This is a genomic window from Paenibacillus pinihumi DSM 23905 = JCM 16419 (assembly GCF_000422505.1).
Classification (GTDB): Bacteria; Bacillota; Bacilli; order Paenibacillales; family Paenibacillaceae; genus Paenibacillus_D; species Paenibacillus_D pinihumi.
This window is the reverse complement of record NZ_AULX01000018.1, coordinates 206,164-221,969: the sequence shown is the minus strand read 5'-3', so window position 1 is coordinate 221,969 and position 15,806 is coordinate 206,164. Positions and strand designations below refer to the sequence as shown.

Annotated in this window: 19 protein-coding genes and 1 other annotated feature; of the genes, 1 reads left to right on the top strand and 18 read right to left on the bottom strand. The window is 48.8% G+C overall.

The features are described from left to right. Positions 1-23 precede the first annotated feature (23 nt). From rplJ to H583_RS0104645, 16 genes are all read right to left on the bottom strand, one after another. On the bottom strand, positions 24-521 hold the full coding sequence (gene rplJ, locus H583_RS0104715) for a 50S ribosomal protein L10 (protein WP_028559467.1): 498 nt from the start codon (positions 519-521) through the stop codon (positions 24-26). Positions 522-578: 57 nt separating this feature from the next. Continuing rightward, positions 579-737, bottom strand: a sequence feature (ribosomal protein L10 leader region). 14 nt (positions 738-751) lie between these two features. Beyond that, positions 752-1,444: a 50S ribosomal protein L1 gene (rplA, locus tag H583_RS0104710; protein WP_028559466.1), complete on the bottom strand. Its 693-nt coding sequence runs from the start codon at positions 1,442-1,444 to the stop codon at positions 752-754. Positions 1,445-1,547: 103 nt separating this feature from the next. Further along, on the bottom strand, positions 1,548-1,973 hold the full coding sequence (gene rplK / locus H583_RS0104705; RefSeq protein WP_028559465.1) for a 50S ribosomal protein L11: 426 nt from the start codon (positions 1,971-1,973) through the stop codon (positions 1,548-1,550). Positions 1,974-2,082: 109 nt separating this feature from the next. Then, the gene (gene nusG / locus H583_RS0104700) at positions 2,083-2,616 is read right to left on the bottom strand and encodes a transcription termination/antitermination protein NusG (protein WP_028559464.1); all 534 of its coding nucleotides are present in this window, start codon (positions 2,614-2,616) and stop codon (positions 2,083-2,085) included. 23 nt (positions 2,617-2,639) lie between these two features. Next, positions 2,640-2,849 carry a preprotein translocase subunit SecE gene (secE, locus tag H583_RS0104695; protein WP_028559463.1) on the bottom strand — a complete coding sequence of 70 codons (210 nt, stop codon included), beginning with the start codon at positions 2,847-2,849 and terminating at the stop codon, positions 2,640-2,642. A gap of 17 nt (positions 2,850-2,866) precedes the next feature. Then, on the bottom strand, positions 2,867-3,016 hold the full coding sequence (gene rpmG, locus H583_RS35915; RefSeq protein ID WP_081666981.1) for a 50S ribosomal protein L33: 150 nt from the start codon (positions 3,014-3,016) through the stop codon (positions 2,867-2,869). Positions 3,017-3,496: 480 nt separating this feature from the next. After that, the gene (gene sigH / locus H583_RS0104690; RefSeq protein WP_028559462.1) at positions 3,497-4,147 is read right to left on the bottom strand and encodes an RNA polymerase sporulation sigma factor SigH; all 651 of its coding nucleotides are present in this window, start codon (positions 4,145-4,147) and stop codon (positions 3,497-3,499) included. 252 nt (positions 4,148-4,399) lie between these two features. After that, complete coding sequence (locus H583_RS0104685) at positions 4,400-4,921, bottom strand: NYN domain-containing protein (protein ID WP_028559461.1); 522 nt, start codon at positions 4,919-4,921, stop codon at positions 4,400-4,402. Positions 4,922-4,924: 3 nt separating this feature from the next. Further along, on the bottom strand, positions 4,925-5,734 hold the full coding sequence (gene rlmB, locus H583_RS31900) for a 23S rRNA (guanosine(2251)-2'-O)-methyltransferase RlmB (RefSeq protein ID WP_036708473.1): 810 nt from the start codon (positions 5,732-5,734) through the stop codon (positions 4,925-4,927). Beyond that, entirely contained in the window at positions 5,731-6,219 is a 489-nt protein-coding gene (locus H583_RS0104675) for a Mini-ribonuclease 3 (protein WP_051235988.1), read from the bottom strand. Before H583_RS0104675 ends, rlmB begins: the two co-directional genes overlap by 4 nt. Continuing rightward, a complete protein-coding gene (gene cysS, locus H583_RS0104670) occupies positions 6,219-7,652 on the bottom strand; it encodes a cysteine--tRNA ligase (protein WP_028559459.1) in 1,434 nt (477 codons plus the stop codon). Before cysS ends, H583_RS0104675 begins: the two co-directional genes overlap by 1 nt. Before the next feature lie 3 nt (positions 7,653-7,655). Further along, on the bottom strand, positions 7,656-8,324 hold the full coding sequence (gene cysE, locus H583_RS0104665; protein ID WP_028559458.1) for a serine O-acetyltransferase: 669 nt from the start codon (positions 8,322-8,324) through the stop codon (positions 7,656-7,658). 549 nt (positions 8,325-8,873) lie between these two features. Further along, positions 8,874-10,337, bottom strand: a complete 1,464-nt coding sequence (gltX, locus tag H583_RS0104660; protein WP_028559457.1) for a glutamate--tRNA ligase — start codon at positions 10,335-10,337, stop codon at positions 8,874-8,876. Between the two features lie 82 nt (positions 10,338-10,419). Further along, on the bottom strand, positions 10,420-10,902 hold the full coding sequence (ispF, locus tag H583_RS0104655; RefSeq protein ID WP_028559456.1) for a 2-C-methyl-D-erythritol 2,4-cyclodiphosphate synthase: 483 nt from the start codon (positions 10,900-10,902) through the stop codon (positions 10,420-10,422). Between the two features lie 21 nt (positions 10,903-10,923). Continuing rightward, on the bottom strand, positions 10,924-11,613 hold the full coding sequence (ispD, locus tag H583_RS0104650) for a 2-C-methyl-D-erythritol 4-phosphate cytidylyltransferase (protein WP_028559455.1): 690 nt from the start codon (positions 11,611-11,613) through the stop codon (positions 10,924-10,926). A 139-nt stretch (positions 11,614-11,752) separates the two neighbouring features. Beyond that, a complete protein-coding gene (locus H583_RS0104645; protein ID WP_028559454.1) occupies positions 11,753-12,850 on the bottom strand; it encodes a PIN/TRAM domain-containing protein in 1,098 nt (365 codons plus the stop codon). Positions 12,851-13,004: 154 nt separating this feature from the next. Here H583_RS0104645 and H583_RS0104640 point away from each other — a divergent pair, with 154 nt between their 5' ends. After that, positions 13,005-13,400 (top strand): nucleoside triphosphate pyrophosphohydrolase family protein, encoded by a 396-nt coding sequence (locus H583_RS0104640; protein ID WP_028559453.1) that lies wholly within the window; start codon positions 13,005-13,007, stop codon positions 13,398-13,400. Positions 13,401-13,550: 150 nt separating this feature from the next. Here H583_RS0104640 and H583_RS0104635 read toward each other — a convergent pair whose 3' ends face one another. Both H583_RS0104635 and pssA read right to left on the bottom strand, forming a co-directional pair. Beyond that, positions 13,551-14,576 carry an ABC transporter substrate-binding protein gene (locus tag H583_RS0104635; protein WP_028559452.1) on the bottom strand — a complete coding sequence of 342 codons (1,026 nt, stop codon included), beginning with the start codon at positions 14,574-14,576 and terminating at the stop codon, positions 13,551-13,553. Between the two features lie 441 nt (positions 14,577-15,017). Then, on the bottom strand, positions 15,018-15,755 hold the full coding sequence (gene pssA / locus H583_RS0104630; RefSeq protein WP_028559451.1) for a CDP-diacylglycerol--serine O-phosphatidyltransferase: 738 nt from the start codon (positions 15,753-15,755) through the stop codon (positions 15,018-15,020). Positions 15,756-15,806: the final 51 nt, after the last annotated feature.

The window sequence follows — 15,806 nt, the reverse complement described above, 5'->3', positions numbered from 1 at the left end:
TGTATAGTTATGCAATGCAAAGATTAAGCTTCTTGCTTTTCAGCAACTGCTTTAACCGCAAGCGCGAAGTTGCGTACTGGTGCTTGAAGCACGCTGAGCAACATGGAAAGCAAGCCATCGCGGGAAGGAAGATCAGCAAGCGCTTTGATCTGATCCACGCCAACAACTTGACCTTCAACGACTCCGCCTTTTACTTGCAGAGCCTCGTTCTTTTTCGCGAAGTTGCTCAGAATTTTAGCTGGAGCAACAACATCGTCTTTAGCAAATGCGATTGCAGTTGGCCCTGTCAGAACTTCATCAAGCTGAGTCAGTTCTGTAGCAGCAGTAGCGCGGCGAACCAAAGAGTTTTTCAACACTTGGAACTCAACGCCGGCTTCGCGCAATTGTTTGCGGAGTTCAGTAACCTGCGAAACGTTCAGACCGCGGTAGTCAGCAACAACTGTGCTCTTGCTCTCACGCAGCTTCGCAGCGATCTCTTCAACAGCAAGCTGTTTTTCTTGAATGATTTTTGCGTTAGCCAAGCTTTACACCTCCTGTAAAATTTGTACAAACCGTAACGGTTATCTTACTTCCGGTCCCGATGCATGAAAAAAGCCTTCGCAACCGAGCGAAGGCCATGATTATGTTGTGTGTACGAAGCCATAACGGCCCCATGCACACAACTTATATATCATAACACCTCGGTAGGAAATTAAGCATAACGCACCTACTGTCTACGGCATGCATGTTCAATTGTTAATGCGAGTTTCTCTTAACGGAAAGCAGCTGTGTTAACACGAGCGCTTGGTCCCATTGTAGAGGAAACCGCGATGTTTTTCAGGTAAACACCTTTTGCAGCAGCCGGCTTAGCCCGGTTCAGTGCATCGATCAGGGAACGAAGGTTTTCGTTCAACTGCTCTTCACCAAAGGATACTTTACCGATTGGAGCATGGATTTGACCTGCTTTGTCAAGACGGTACTCGATTTTACCAGCCTTAATCTCTTGAACTGCTTTAGTAACGTCAAACGTTACTGTACCAGCTTTAGGGTTTGGCATCAAACCTTTACCCCCGAGAATACGACCCAGTTTACCAACTTCCGCCATCATGTCAGGTGTAGCTACGCAAACGTCGAATTCAAACCAGCCTTGCTGAATTTTGTTGATCATGTCAGCATCGCCAACATAATCTGCTCCAGCCGCTTCGGCTTCCTTCACTTTTTCACCTTTTGCGAACACGAGAACACGTTTAGTTTTACCAGTTCCGTGAGGCAGTACAACTACACCACGAACAGCCTGGTCTTGTTTCCGAGGGTCAACGCCCAGACGGACGGCAACTTCAACGGACTCATCAAATTTAGCAGATGCTGCTTTTTTAACCAGTTCAATTGCTTGAGCCGGCTCATAAGTCGCTTCGCTGTCAAACAGCTTCACGGCTTCTTGATACTTCTTACCACGCTTTGCCATTTAAATCTTCCTCCTTATGTGGTCATAACGGAAAATCCTCCTAAACGGATGATCCTCCCACGCAAGCAGACACGATTGTCCGCCTGGCAATCACTGTCTAAAATTAGTCAGTAATTGTAACACCCATGCTACGGGCAGTACCTTCGATCATTAACATTGCTGCTTCAACTGAAGCCGCGTTGAGATCCGGCATTTTTTGCTCAGCGATTTCACGAACTTTCGTACGAGAAACGGAAGCCACTTTCTTTTTGTTAGGCTCGCCGGAACCTTTTTCGATTCCTGCAGCTACGCGAAGAAGAACGGCCGCTGGTGGTGTTTTTGTTTCGAACGTAAAGGAACGATCCTCAAACACTGAAATAACAACCGGAATAATCAATCCCGCTTGATCTGCTGTACGAGCGTTGAACTCTTTACAGAACGCCATGATGTTTACACCTGCTTGACCAAGCGCTGGACCGATCGGCGGAGCCGGGTTCGCTTTACCTGCTGGTACTTGCAGTTTCACCATTTTGATGACTTTTTTCGCCATGTTGCACACCTCCTTGCCCTAAAGTGTGGTCAGACGGGTCGGCTTTCGCCTTTCCCTCCCACCATCGCAGCCGCATGTCAGCAAACTGCGATCATCAGAAAACCGGATATTATATCTTTTCCACTTGAGTGTAGTCCAGCTCCAGCGGGGTTTCCCTTCCAAACATGTTAACGTGAACCTTCAGCTTGCTTTTGTCCAGCAGAATTTCTTCTACTGTGCCGACAAAGTTGGCGAAAGGTCCGACTTTAACACGAACCGATTCCTTCAGATCAAACTCGATCACCGGCTTCGGCTCTTCAATACCCATATGCTTCAGGATTTGGTCTACCTCATCCGGAAGCAAAGCAGTTGGTTTTGAACCAGATCCTGTAGATCCGACAAAACCCGTTACTCCAGGCGTATTACGAACAACATACCACGAATCATCGGTTTGGACCATCTCAACAAGAACATAGCCAGGGTAAACTTTACGCATGACCGTCTTCTTTTTACCGTCCTTGTTTACGATCTCTTCCTCCATCGGTACGAGAACACGAAAGATCTTGTCCTCCATGCCCATGGATTCAACCCGTTTTTCAAGATTCGTTTTCACCTTATTCTCATAGCCCGAATACGTGTGAACTACGTACCATCTTTTTTCCATAACAAGCCACCTTTTGACACTTCTTAATCAATCAGTTCGACCAATCTAGAGATCCCGATGTCAAGAAGCCAAAAGTAAATGCCGACGGCCACAACTGTAACTAGCACTACAATTGTATAGCTTGTCAACTCCTTACGATTTGGCCAGCGAACTTTTTTAAGCTCCGCCCAGCTGTCCGCAAAGAAGGCAAACGACGAGCCAAAACCCTGCTTCATCTTAGCTAGAAATGTCACGTCCACACCTCCATTAACTATCGAGTCTCGCGATGAGGAGTATGCTCGTTACAAAACTTGCAGAACTTCTTCATCTCGATGCGGTCGGGGTGATTCCGTTTGTTTTTGTTGGTCGTATAGTTCCTTTGTTTGCAGTTTGTGCATGCCAACGTAATAATTACCCGCATTCAAGTACACCTCCCGAAACTAACCATCTCAATAAACATGTCGATCACTTGCATAAACGTTTATGTTGAATCCGAAGATTCAAAACCCGTTCAAAACATATGCATATTTTGGGCTACCTAAAACACTTTATCACAATCACCATACCATGTCAACGAGAAAGTGCTCCGGGAAAATACCTCCCAGCCCTTGACCTGTCTGCTATCTGAGGCTCCCCGCGCCTCTCACCAGCATTTCCAATTTCCTCTAGTTTTATATCCTGAAAGGTAAAATTCAATCCTATCGCACAAAAACTCTATTGCCGCTGAATGAAATTGCTATTTGAGAGAAATAAAAAAAGACCCGATTTCGAGCCTTCCGCATTCAACCTATTAAGCAGCACAAGCGCGAATCCGCAGAAGCGCGCAGGCTGCAACAATCAACAATCCTAGATAATCTTCAATAACGTCAAATAGCATTCAGAAACATTCAGGGCAAAATCGCTAACCGGATACGTCACGAATTTCCAGATACCGCTCCAACTTGCGCTTCACACGCTGCAGAGCATTATCGATGGATTTTACATGACGGTCCAGATCAACCGCAATCTCCTGATAGGAACGTCCGTCCAAATAGAGACGAAGCACCTTGCGTTCCAAATCACTTAAAATTTCAGAAAGCTTGTCTTCCAGCCCGACAAACTCCTCTTGATTAATAATTAATTCTTCCGGGTCGGATACGCGGGAGCCGCAGATGACGTCAAGGAGAGTCCTGTCGGAGTCCTCATCGTAGATGGGCTTATCCAAAGACACATAAGAATTAAGAGGAATATGCTTCTGTCTTGTCGCCGTCTTAATGGCAGTAATAATCTGTCTGGTTATGCACAATTCTGCAAAAGCTTTGAATGAAGCCAGCTTGTCTCCTTTGAAGTCACGGATGGACTTGTACAGGCCGATCATACCCTCCTGAACAATATCTTCCCGGTCGGCTCCAATAAGAAAATAAGAGCGCGCCTTGGCCCTGACGAAGTTCTTGTACTTGTTAATCAAGTACTCCAGGGCAATACCATCGCCTTCACGGACTGCTTCAACCACATCTTCATCCGTTCTGCATTCATATTCGTGCACATTCAAATCTCTGAGGTCGATGCTCACTAACTATCCCTCCGGCCTGCAAGGCATACATTGCTCTGACCTAGCAACGAATAATCTAGCGTAAAGGTGGCTGCTGCCGTCTGATAGAACTTTCATCGTCCACAGCAAACAAAGCGATCAAAACAGTGATATTTCATAGAAATCAACATTAATACATAGAGTCAGTATACATTATGTAACCTAACCCCGTCAATAAGGGAGGTTCTGAAAAATAACCATAATATACATTTAATTGTTATAAAAAGAAATCTTTCATTCTCCTCTGCGCATTTTTTCGAGTCGGCTCCAAACATCCAGACTCACAATACCGTCGAGCGAGTTGCGCTTGCCTGCATGCTCTGTCTTCACCTTCACATCGATCGCCTTCTGGTTCTGCTGAATGTTAATCAGCAACTCCCGCGCAGACACACGGAGCGCCCCTTTGCCAAAGGCGACATGCTGCTCAACCAGATCAGAGGTGGCAACATAAATGTTGCGCCCCCTCTTGGTCAATTCCACTACGAGCCGCTCAATGCATTCGTCGGCAGTCTCCTTCTCTTTGGTATACAGCACACTGAGCTGATGCTGGCGGTAAGAAGCGCCGAGCCCTGGAACCTGATGCGCATCAAAAATCACGTAGATCTGCATCCCTGTAAACCCCTGATAGTCTGCAAGCAGATCAAGCAGACGGTCACGCGCTTCTTCCAGACCGAGTTCTTTCAGCCGCTCCAGCTCGGGCCAGGCACCAATAATGTTGTATCCGTCCACTAGAAGGATGTCACGATGCCGACTCATGGTCTACTCACTCCGCACTGCTTCTTTAGAGGGCTTCCCTTGACTTCCATTCCGACCAAGCCGCTGTCTTACAACTTCATACATCAGCACTCCCGCAGCTACAGATGCATTCAGTGAATTCAGCTTGCCGAGCATTGGCAGCTTGACCAGAAAGTCACACTTCTCCCTTATGAGTCTGCCCATCCCTTTGCTCTCATTGCCAATGACAAGGCCAAGCGGCATATTGAAATCCGCCTGATAGACATCTCCTTTGGCCGCCACGTCAGCTCCTGCTATCCATACGCCTTCTTCTTTCAACCTGTCAATGGTTTGCGCCATATTCGTGACACGGGCAACCAATACATGCTCAGCCGCACCAGCTGATGTTTTGGATACCGTTGCATTCAGCGATGCTGATCTGCGTTTGGGAATGATAACCCCGTGCACGCCCGTGCATTCTGCAGTCCGGAGAATCGAACCCAGATTATGCGGATCTTCAATCTCATCCAGAAGCAGAATAAGCGGTTCCTCGCCCTTGGAGCGGGCGTATGCCAGCAGTTCATCCACTTCAGCATAGCGGTAGGCCGCCACCTGAGCAACGACACCCTGATGCTGCACGCCACCGGCTACCTGGTCCAATTTGCGCTTGTCCACGTTTTGAACTACAATTCCGAGTTTCTTTGCTTCGGTCATGATCGGGAGCACCGCATTTTTCTGCGCCTGCTCGGCAATCAGAATTTTATTGATTTCCCTGCCGGAGCGCAGTGCTTCCAGCACGGGATGCTTGCCCGCAATCCATTCTTCCTGTATTTCCTGCTTTTCCTGTTCTGTCATGTCTTTTCCTCCTCTTCGCGCGCAACGGCCGAAGTTCTGTGAATCGCAATGTCTAGTAGCTCATGTATTCGTCCGCTGCGCCGCTGGTAGTATAAGTAACCGAACAGGCACTCTAACGCTGTAGCTTGGCGGTAATCATGCGGGTCTGCATTTTTAGGCGGATTGCCGCTTTTGGCATTGCGTCCCCGCCGCACAATATCCGCCTCTTCTTCCGTCAATACCGGCATCAGCCGCTGCAGCAGGGCGCACTGCGCCTTTGCCGATACCCGCGAAGTCGCTTCCCGATGCAGATGATGCAGCTTGTGGTTAGTCTGAGAAATCAGATATTGCCGGATAATCAATTCAAAAACAGCATCGCCGATATAAGCGAGCACGACCGGACTCAGTTGGTCCGGCTCCTTGGCAGGCGGGTGAAACCACAATCCCGCCGCAAGTTCTTCCTCACCTGCCAAAGGCCCAGTACCTCTCACATCATCCTTATTCATCATTTACGCCGCCAACGAATTCCCTGAGGTGTATCCTCAAGCAAAATCCCCTGTTCTGCAAGCAGATCCCTGATCTCATCGGCGCGGGCCCAGTTTCTCGTCCGGCGAGCCTCATTCCGCTCCTCAATCAGCCGGTCAACTTCTTCATCCAGCAGCCCCGCCTGTGCGGCCGGCAACGGAAGCAGTCCCAGCACTTCATCAAACTTGCGCAGTTTTGCCAAAAACGTCTCCAGTACGACGGATTCTGTAACTTCTTGTTGCAGATACTGATTGGCTTCATTCACCAGCTCAAATACAGCTGTAATCGCATCCGGCGTATTGAAGTCGTCACTCATTTTGCTGTGGAAGCCTGATTCAATCTTTCCAAGCTTCGCCAGCAAAGCTTCCCTTGCTTCCCTGCTTGTTGCAGACGGCTCATAACCAGCCAGATTGCCCAGCGACTGCAGCCGGTGCGTCAGGTTAGCCTCACAGTTGGCGATCCGGTCCACACTGCTTTGAGCCTGCTCAATCGTTTGATCATTAAAGTTAAGCGGACTGCGATAATGCGTGGAGAGCATGAAATAACGGATAGCCTGGGGTTTGGCCCTCTCCAGCAGCACTCTGACCGTAATTCCGTTCCCGAGGGATTTGGACATTTTTTTATTGTCAATATTGATATACCCGTTGTGCATCCAATAATTGGACAGCTCATGGCCTGTGCAGGACTCCGACTGGGCCACTTCGCACTCATGGTGCGGGAACTGCAAATCAGCTCCGCCACCGTGAATATCAAGGGTATCGCCCAAATATTTGCGCGCCATTGCCGAGCACTCAATGTGCCAGCCCGGTCGCCCCGGTCCCCATGGGCTATCCCATTTGATTTCACCTGGCTTGGCGCCTTTCCAGAGAACAAAATCCTGCGCATTCTCCTTGCGATCGCCAATCTCGATCCGGATTCCCATCTGCAACTCTTCGATATTTTGATGGGACAGCTTGCCGTAATCGGCAAAGCTTGAAGTCCGGAAATAAACGTCGCCTTCACTGGCATAAGCAGCGCCTTTATCAACAAGCGCGGCGATTAAATCAATAATCTCCTGAATATGTTCCGTAACCCGCGGATTGCCTGTTGCACTCCGGACACCAAGAGCAGCCGTATCCTCATTGAACGCATCAATAAAGGTTTGGGCAACCTCAGGCACAGTCGTACCCATTTGCTCCGCCTTGCGGATCAACTTGTCGTCAACGTCTGTGAAATTCATAATGTAATTGACGTCATAACCGCTCTGCTCCAGATAACGGCGCACGGTATCAAAGAAGATCACCGGTCTTGCATTCCCGATATGAATATAATCGTAAACGGTAGGACCGCACACATACATCTTAACTTTGCCCGGCTCTTGCGGAACAAAAGCCTCTTTTTCACGGCTTAGCGTGTTATAAATATAAACTGTCATTCGTCACTCTCCTCCACTGCCTATCGGCTGCCTGGCTTTTTCCTTCATTTTATCCATTTGGTCCCGCATTTCATCCAGCTCGTTCTGAAGCTTGCGGCAAGTTTCAACAACCGGATCGGGCAGTTGGGTATGATCCAACCGGTCTGCAACCCGCTTGCCGTTGCTGCGGACAATTTTGCCGGGAATCCCGACAACCGTGCTGTATGGCGGCACCTCGCGGACGACGACCGAATTGGCACCAATGTTGGAGCCTTCGCCAACGTTAAAGCTGCCGAGAACCTTCGCCCCGGAACCAATCACGACATTATTCCCTATAGTCGGATGCCGCTTGCCCTTCTCTTTACCCGTCCCCCCAAGTGTAACCCCTTGGTAAATGACAACATCATCCCCGATCACACAGGTCTCGCCGATCACTACCCCCATGCCATGGTCAATAAAAAAGCGCTGGCCGATTACCGCTCCGGGATGAATCTCGATTCCTGTGAAGAAACGGCTGATTTGAGAAACTATGCGGGCGAGAGTGAACCAGCGTTTCCGGTACAAAAAGTGAGCGATGCGATGCGACCAAAGCGCATGCAATCCAGAATAGGTAAAGATGACCTCGAATTTGCTGCGCGCCGCAGGATCATTCTCAAAAACAGCCTGAATATCGGACTTGAATTGCCTGAACACCGCACGCCCCCCCCTTTTTACAATACGCCTCATGCCCTGTACACAACACCGCTGCCGATACTGAAAAGGTTTGTTAATTCACGCAGGTACGGGAACCAAAATGCTTTGGTTTAGGCATAATGATCTCTATTTTTATAATAAAAAAACGTCCCGCAGCCATTGGCTGCGAAGACGTATGATCGTGGTTCCACTTCGCTTTCGGACGAAAAAAGCCAGACTTATCCCGCCCCTTGCATGCCCGTTAACGCGGGCTTTACGTTGCCGCCTACCCCGGATTCAACCAGCCGCCTTAGGGGGCTCATTGACTTCGGATCGGAGCAAGGCTCCCAGGTGCATTTTTCGTCTTGGGGACTAGACAACTCCCAGCCTGGCGCACCTGAATATACTTCAAGAAGCATGCAGGGTTTCACGCGCCGGTTGTCCTCTCTGAGAATCCCTTCAAAACGTACTTTTCCTGTTCAAAGCCTTCATATGAAAGTTATAGAAGCGCTATTCACGCTTGATGACCCTAGTATAACTGTTTAGATTGGGGTTGACAAGAACAAACCGCTAACCCAGGCGGGCTCCTAATCTTGCCAGCACTTTCTGCTTGCCAAGCAGACGAATCGTCTCGTTCAGGTCAGGACCATGCGTCTGGCCCGTCAGCGCAGCACGGATCGGCATGAACAATTGCTTGCCCTTGAAGCCCGTCTGCTGCTGAACGGACTTAATCATCGCCTTAATCGCATCCGCTGAGAACTCTGCATCGCCCGCCGCTTCAATCTGGCCGGAGAATGCAGACAGCACAGCCGGAACCTGCTCTTCGGCAAGCACGACAGCTGCTTCTTCTTCATCGGCCGGATCTTCGCGGAAGAACAGCTCGGTCAACTCCACAATATCCGATGCACTGCGCAACTTGTCCTGATACAGCCCAACCAGGCTGCTGGCCCAATCGTACTCGGCCGCATCCAGTTCCGCACCAACTCTGCCCGCTTTCTGAAGATGAGGCAGACAAAGGCCGACTACGCGTGACAGCTCCGCTTTCTTCAGGTATTCATTATTCATCCAGGCCAGCTTCTGCGTGTCGAACACAGCAGGACTCTTGCTCAGACGGGAAGCGTCGAAGATATCCGCCAGTTCCTCACGGGTAAAGATCTCCTGTTCCCCTTCCGGCGACCAGCCAAGCAAAGCAATAAAGTTGAACAGCGTCTCCGGCAAATATCCCAGATCATCATACTGCTCAATGAATTGAATGATGGATTCATCGCGCTTGCTGAGCTTCTTGCGCTGCTCATTGACAATAAGCGTCATATGTCCGAACTGTGGCGGCTCCCAGCCCAGCGCTTCATAAATCATAAGCTGGCGCGGCGTATTGGAGATATGATCCTCTCCACGCAGCACATGGCTGATTTTCATCTTGTAATCATCGATAACAACCGCAAAGTTGTAGGTCGGGATGCCGTCCTTTTTCACAATAACAAAGTCGCCCATCTCCGCGGTATCAAAGCTGATTTCACCTTTGACCATATCATTAAAGGTGTAACGCTTGCCTTCCGGTACACGGAAGCGGATACTTGGCACACGGCCCTCAGCCTCAAAACTCTGGCGCTGCTCCCCGGTCAGATCACGGTGGCGTCCGGAATAGCGCGGGGTCTCGCCGCGGGCCATCTGCTCTTCCCGTTCCTGCTCCAGCTCCTGTTCCGTGCAATAGCAGTAGTAGGCTAATCCCTTCTCCAGCAATTCCTCATAGCTTGCTTTGTAAATATCAAGACGCTCAGTCTGACGGTAAGGGCCATACCCGCCGCCTACGTCGATGCTCTCATCCCAGCTGATGCCCAGCCACTTCAAATAAGTGAGCTGGTTCTCCTCGCCGCCCGCCACGTTGCGCTTCACATCCGTATCCTCAATGCGGATAATCAGCTTGCCGCCATGTTTGCGCGCAAACAAATAATTGAACAATGCGGTGCGCGCATTGCCGATATGTAAATGCCCGGTCGGTGAAGGCGCATAACGTACTCTCACTTCCTGTGCCATCGCTTATTGCCTCCCTTGATTATCTAGATATAAGTCCTGTGCTCCTGCGCACAAGATCAGCCGTTATCGCTGGTGCCCCAAATCATAGCACATCCTTGACAAGGCAGACAACCGATTGCGCTGCAATCCCTTCCCCGCGTCCTGTAAAGCCAAGCTGTTCCGTTGTCGTCGCCTTGACATTAACCTGTGAGATATCCGCTTCCAGCGCACGGGCGATAACTTCCGCCATTTGGGGAATGTACGATGCCATCTTCGGACGCTGGGCGATAATCGTGGAATCGATATTCCCCAGCTTGTAGCCGCGCTCCTTTACCAGCTGCCATACCTGCTCCAGCAGCTTTAGACTGTCCGCATCCTTGAAAGCCTCATCCGTATCCGGGAAATGCTTCCCGATATCCCCGAGTCCGAGCGCCCCCAACACAGCATCGGTTATTGCATGAAGCAGCACATCGGCATCGGAATGGCCGAGCAGTCCCTTCTCATAAGGTATCGTCACGCCTCCGATAATACACGGCCTTCCCTCGACCAGCTGATGAACATCAAAGCCTTGTCCTACACGAATCATGTATAAGTCCCCTTCCTTGCCTTACCTCTGTCCGGACAGCCACAGTTCGGCCATCGGCAAATCCTCAGGTGTCGTAATTTTAATATTGGTATATTCCCCTTGCGCAATTGCTACCTGAATACCAATTCTCTCCATTGCCATCGCGTCATCTGTACCCAGGAAACCATCGGCGGCTGCCCGCTCCAATGCCTCTGCAATCTGGGCACGCTTAAAAGCCTGCGGTGTTTGTATCGACCACAGACTTTGCCTATCCGGTGTACCGGTTATAACACCATGATCATTCACTTGCTTGATCGTATCTTTGACAGGAACAGCCAGTACGGCGGCACCATGCTTATAGGCTGCCTGACAGCAGCGCGTGACCGCTTCTCTGCTTACCAGAGGCCGCACACCATCATGAATCATAACCCAGCGTGTATCCAGAGCCTGCAGTCCGCGATAGACCGAATCCTGACGCTCAGCCCCGCCGGCTACGACCGCCTTGACTTTGGCCAGCTTGTATTCAGCCACATAGGAGCTGCACAGCTCCACATCCTGTTCTCCGACAACCAGAACAACCTCGGCAACCTCTTCAATATGCTCAAACTTCTCCAGCGTATGAACGAGTATAGGCTTGCCGCATAACGGCAAGTATTGCTTGCTTTGAACGGTACCCATGCGGGCTCCCTTGCCGGCGGCAACAATGACTGCGCCCCAAGCTTCGTTATTCATCCTTCATTCCCTGCCTTACTGCCAGGCTGAACAAGCAGCATCCGTAAGCATCGGTTCTCCAGTCATCCCAACCCCGTCCGGATGCCGCCCCTGCCTGATTATAGTTATGTATGACTCTATCATACCACAACCACAGGTTTTATTGCGCCTTCTCCAGCAGCTTTGGCTTGGCAAATATCATACGGCCCGCAGAGGTCTGCAGCACACTGGTGACCAGGACCTCCATCGTTGTCCCGATAAACTCGCGTCCGCCCTCAACAACAATCATCGTTCCGTCATCCAGATAAGCAACGCCTTGACCATGCTCCTTGCCATCTTTAATGACCTGAACAACAATTTCCTCGCCCGGCAGCACGACCGGCTTCACCGCATTCGCCAAATCATTAATATTGAGTACAGATACACCTTGCAGTTCACATACCTTGTTCAGGTTGAAATCATTTGTGACAACCTTGCCGCCAAGCGCTTTTGCCAGCTTCACCAGCTTGCTGTCCACTTCCCCGATTTCCTCATAATCACCTTCATAGACAAGTACGCGGACATCAAGCTCCTTTTGGATCTTATTCAAAATATCAAGTCCACGGCGGCCGCGGTTGCGCTTGAGCAAGTCCGAAGAGTCCGCAATATGCTGAAGCTCCTCCAGTACAAATTCAGGAATTACCAAAGTGCCTTCAATAAAACCGGTTTTGCAAATATCCGCGATGCGGCCATCGATAATGACGCTGGTGTCCAAAATTTTATGCTCTTCAAAGCCTGCTTCCTCCGAAATCGGCTGCTTCGCCCCACGGGAATCTACAAAACGGCTATAACCCGCGGAAAGCTCCTCCTTTTTCAGCCCGCCAATTCTCAGTCCCATATAGCCAAAGAACAATGTCATGACAGCAGGAATCAACCTCCCCGCTCCCTCCAGCCCGGCTACCGCAGGATACAGCAGAGCTGCAATGCCCAGTCCTGCTACCAGACCAACTCCCCTGGAAACCATATCCGTCATCGGCAGTTCAGCCGCCTGATCCGCCCTTTCCTTCAAGAACCGGGTAACAGGCTCCGCAGCCACTGTAGCTGCAATCAGCCCTGCAAATATTCCCAGCCCAATGCTGGCATAGTACAACCCGCTGTTTTGCAGCATGGCTAGCGACGGGTCCATCCAGATTCTTTGACCGCCAAATCCATGATATAGCTCTGCACCTGCATATCCGCCTGTAATGATTCCGAGAATTTGTATGATTCGTTTTAACACGACGATCACCTCCATTACAATTATGATCCAAATAACGGAAGGCTAATCGTAGGCTTCAAAAATTTTCCACACATTTATTTTCAAACTATTTTGTCAATTTGGGTTTCCTTATTTTATAATGGAGAGGTCAGCAAATTTGAAATGAGGTGGGAAATTGAACGCGCCTACACTGGAGCATCTTCAACAGCAAGTGTCTGAGCTGCTGCTGCGTCATCGCAGCCTGATGGACGTCATGTCCAAGTATGGGCAAACCGGAGCTACTGTTAACCGCGCAGTCACCAAAGCTGTTACCGAATGCGGATGTATACAGCTTCATGCCAAAAAGCAAAACTTCCCGGAGGAAATCGGATTACAGGAAGCCAAAAGCAATGTGGAGAATCACCTCTCCGGACAATTATGCGAGCATTGCAAGGAAGCCATTAAGGATGAGCTGGGGCGAAATCTGTTCTACATGTCCGCCTTGTCCAATCTGCTCGATATTAATTTGAATGATGTTGTGGATCACGAAACTCAAAAATGCACTACACTCGGCCTCTTTAAGCTAAGCTAATCTTCACTTGCCCTTTGTAAGACTTTTCATGACCTGCAATTTGCAAGATGTCTTTATACAGCATTAAAAAAAACAGTGCCGCCGGTTTGTCGCCGCGGCACTGTTTTCATATACTTTGCTTATTATCGACCTCTTCATTTGCAAAACAAGCTATTTTTTCAAAAACTCCGTCGTGAACGCCTTCTCCGCATCCTGAGGCTTGGTGAGCACGCCCATATCCGTCATTTGCTCCATGATTTTTTGCCATCTATCCTTGGTCATATATCCGATCCCGTTCGATTTCGTCTCATCTGTAACAATGAACTCCTTCTGATGCTCAGCCTCATAGTCCATGGCGGCGGTTGGCATATCCTTGTTATACGTCTGAATGAACGGATTGACCGTCTTGTAATTTTCATTATAATAGCCCCAGCCCTTCTGGGTTGCCTGTACAACTGCAGCTACAACATCCGGATGCTCCTTGATAAATTTTTCTGTTGTAAACAGGACGTCCGCGTAGTTGGCATATCCGGAATCCTTCACCTTAAGGAAGGACACGTCCACATTTTCCTGCTGAAGAGCGTAAGGTTCATTGGTAATATAGCCTTGGTTAAGAGATTTGCTGTCATTAATAAAGTTAGCAAGCTGCCCGGTATAGGCGAATTCCTTCACCTTGTCCAACTTATACTGCTTCTTAATGAATTCCCAATAAAGAGCACCCGGTGTCGTATAGACGGCACGGCCGTTCATATCCTTGAAGTCGGTAATATTTTCTCCTTTATGAAACATGAATACTTGCGGTGTGTACTGGAAAGCAGCCAGCAGCCCGACTACCGGAATCCCTTCCTCTCTCGCCTTCAAAATCTCATCCCCATAGGAAATTCCGAAATCCGCCTGACCGGCAGCTACCATCTGCAAGCCGGAAACTTGCGGACCGCCAGGCTGAATCGACATGTCGATCCCCGCATCCTTATAGTATCCTTGTTGGAGAGCTGCAAAGTACCCTCCATCCTCTCCTTTGGAATACCAGGCTTCAACCAAACGGACCGGAATAATTGCCTTGCTGCCGCTTTCGCCTTCCTGCGAGCCAGATCCCGCAGTATCAATCCCCTTCGCGCCACCAGTGCCGCATCCGGCAAGTAAAATCAGTGTAAGTGTTAGTAATAGGCTGACTGCAGGCAATCTTCTTCTGATCATGTCCAATCTCCCCTATTCATTCTGTTATAACTCCCGATAAATTGTCAGATTAACTTACAAAAACAATATTTTCCTAAAATAATTACTATACGTAATTAAAAAACATAATAAATATTGTTTTCGTAAATAAAAACTGATTTAAACCATCATAAAGCTCTATGAATGGTTTCATTATAGATTGATTTCGATTCATCGTCAATCATTTTATGTTAGTTTTTATTACATAAAATATATTTATTTAAATCAAAAATGAGACTTTATAAAAAATAATCAAGAAATCATTATTATAACGTTAGATTATATTACACCAAAATCATTCACAGCTTGGCTTTATCATCCGCCTCATCCAAATTCTTATAAAAAAAACGTGACTGTGATTGCAAATATGCAATCACAGTCACGTTCCTTATGAAAAACGCATGAATATGAACGAGTAAACTTTTAAGCACTGTGGTCAGAGGACACCGTTTCCTCAGAATTTTGGCGTTTTTTACGTCTAAGCCGCAAAATACGGAGCTTAGCGTTTTTTTTTAGGCCATACAGCGCGTAAAGTACGAGCGGCACGAAAATAATTTTTGTCAGATGCTCACGATACATCAGGCCAAGTACAACGGCAACGATGATAATAAGCGGAATCAGCCAGAGCGAGCCTTTCGGCAATCCGACTTTCTTGAAATTCGGATACTTAATATTACTTACCATCAAATACGAAAGTGCAAGGGTACTGATGAGCAGCACCGCTACAGGCATATCTTTATGAAACAGCGCCAGCGTACACAGCACTCCGCCCGCTGCCGGAATCGGCAAACCGATAAAATACCCAGGGGTGCCGGATACCACATTAAATCTGGCCAACCGCAGCGCACCACATATCGGGAACAACGCAGTAACAATCCATGCAGCAGCTGTATTCAGATCCTGAAAAGCCACGACATACATAATGAATGCCGGAGCGACACCAAAGGAAATGACATCCGAGAGCGAATCAAGCTCCTTCCCGAATTCGCTGGTCACATTCAGCGCGCGGGCCACACGTCCATCCACACCGTCCAGAAGCATTGCAATGATAACCATAATTGCCGCATATTCCGTCTCTCTGTTGAATACCAGAATGATGGCAACAATACCTAAAAACAAATTCCCAACCGTAAAAAGACTCGGTATCGATTTTGTTATCATCAATTCCACCTCATCTTTACTGTGCCCATTACGTTACTTTAGGTTTCAAAC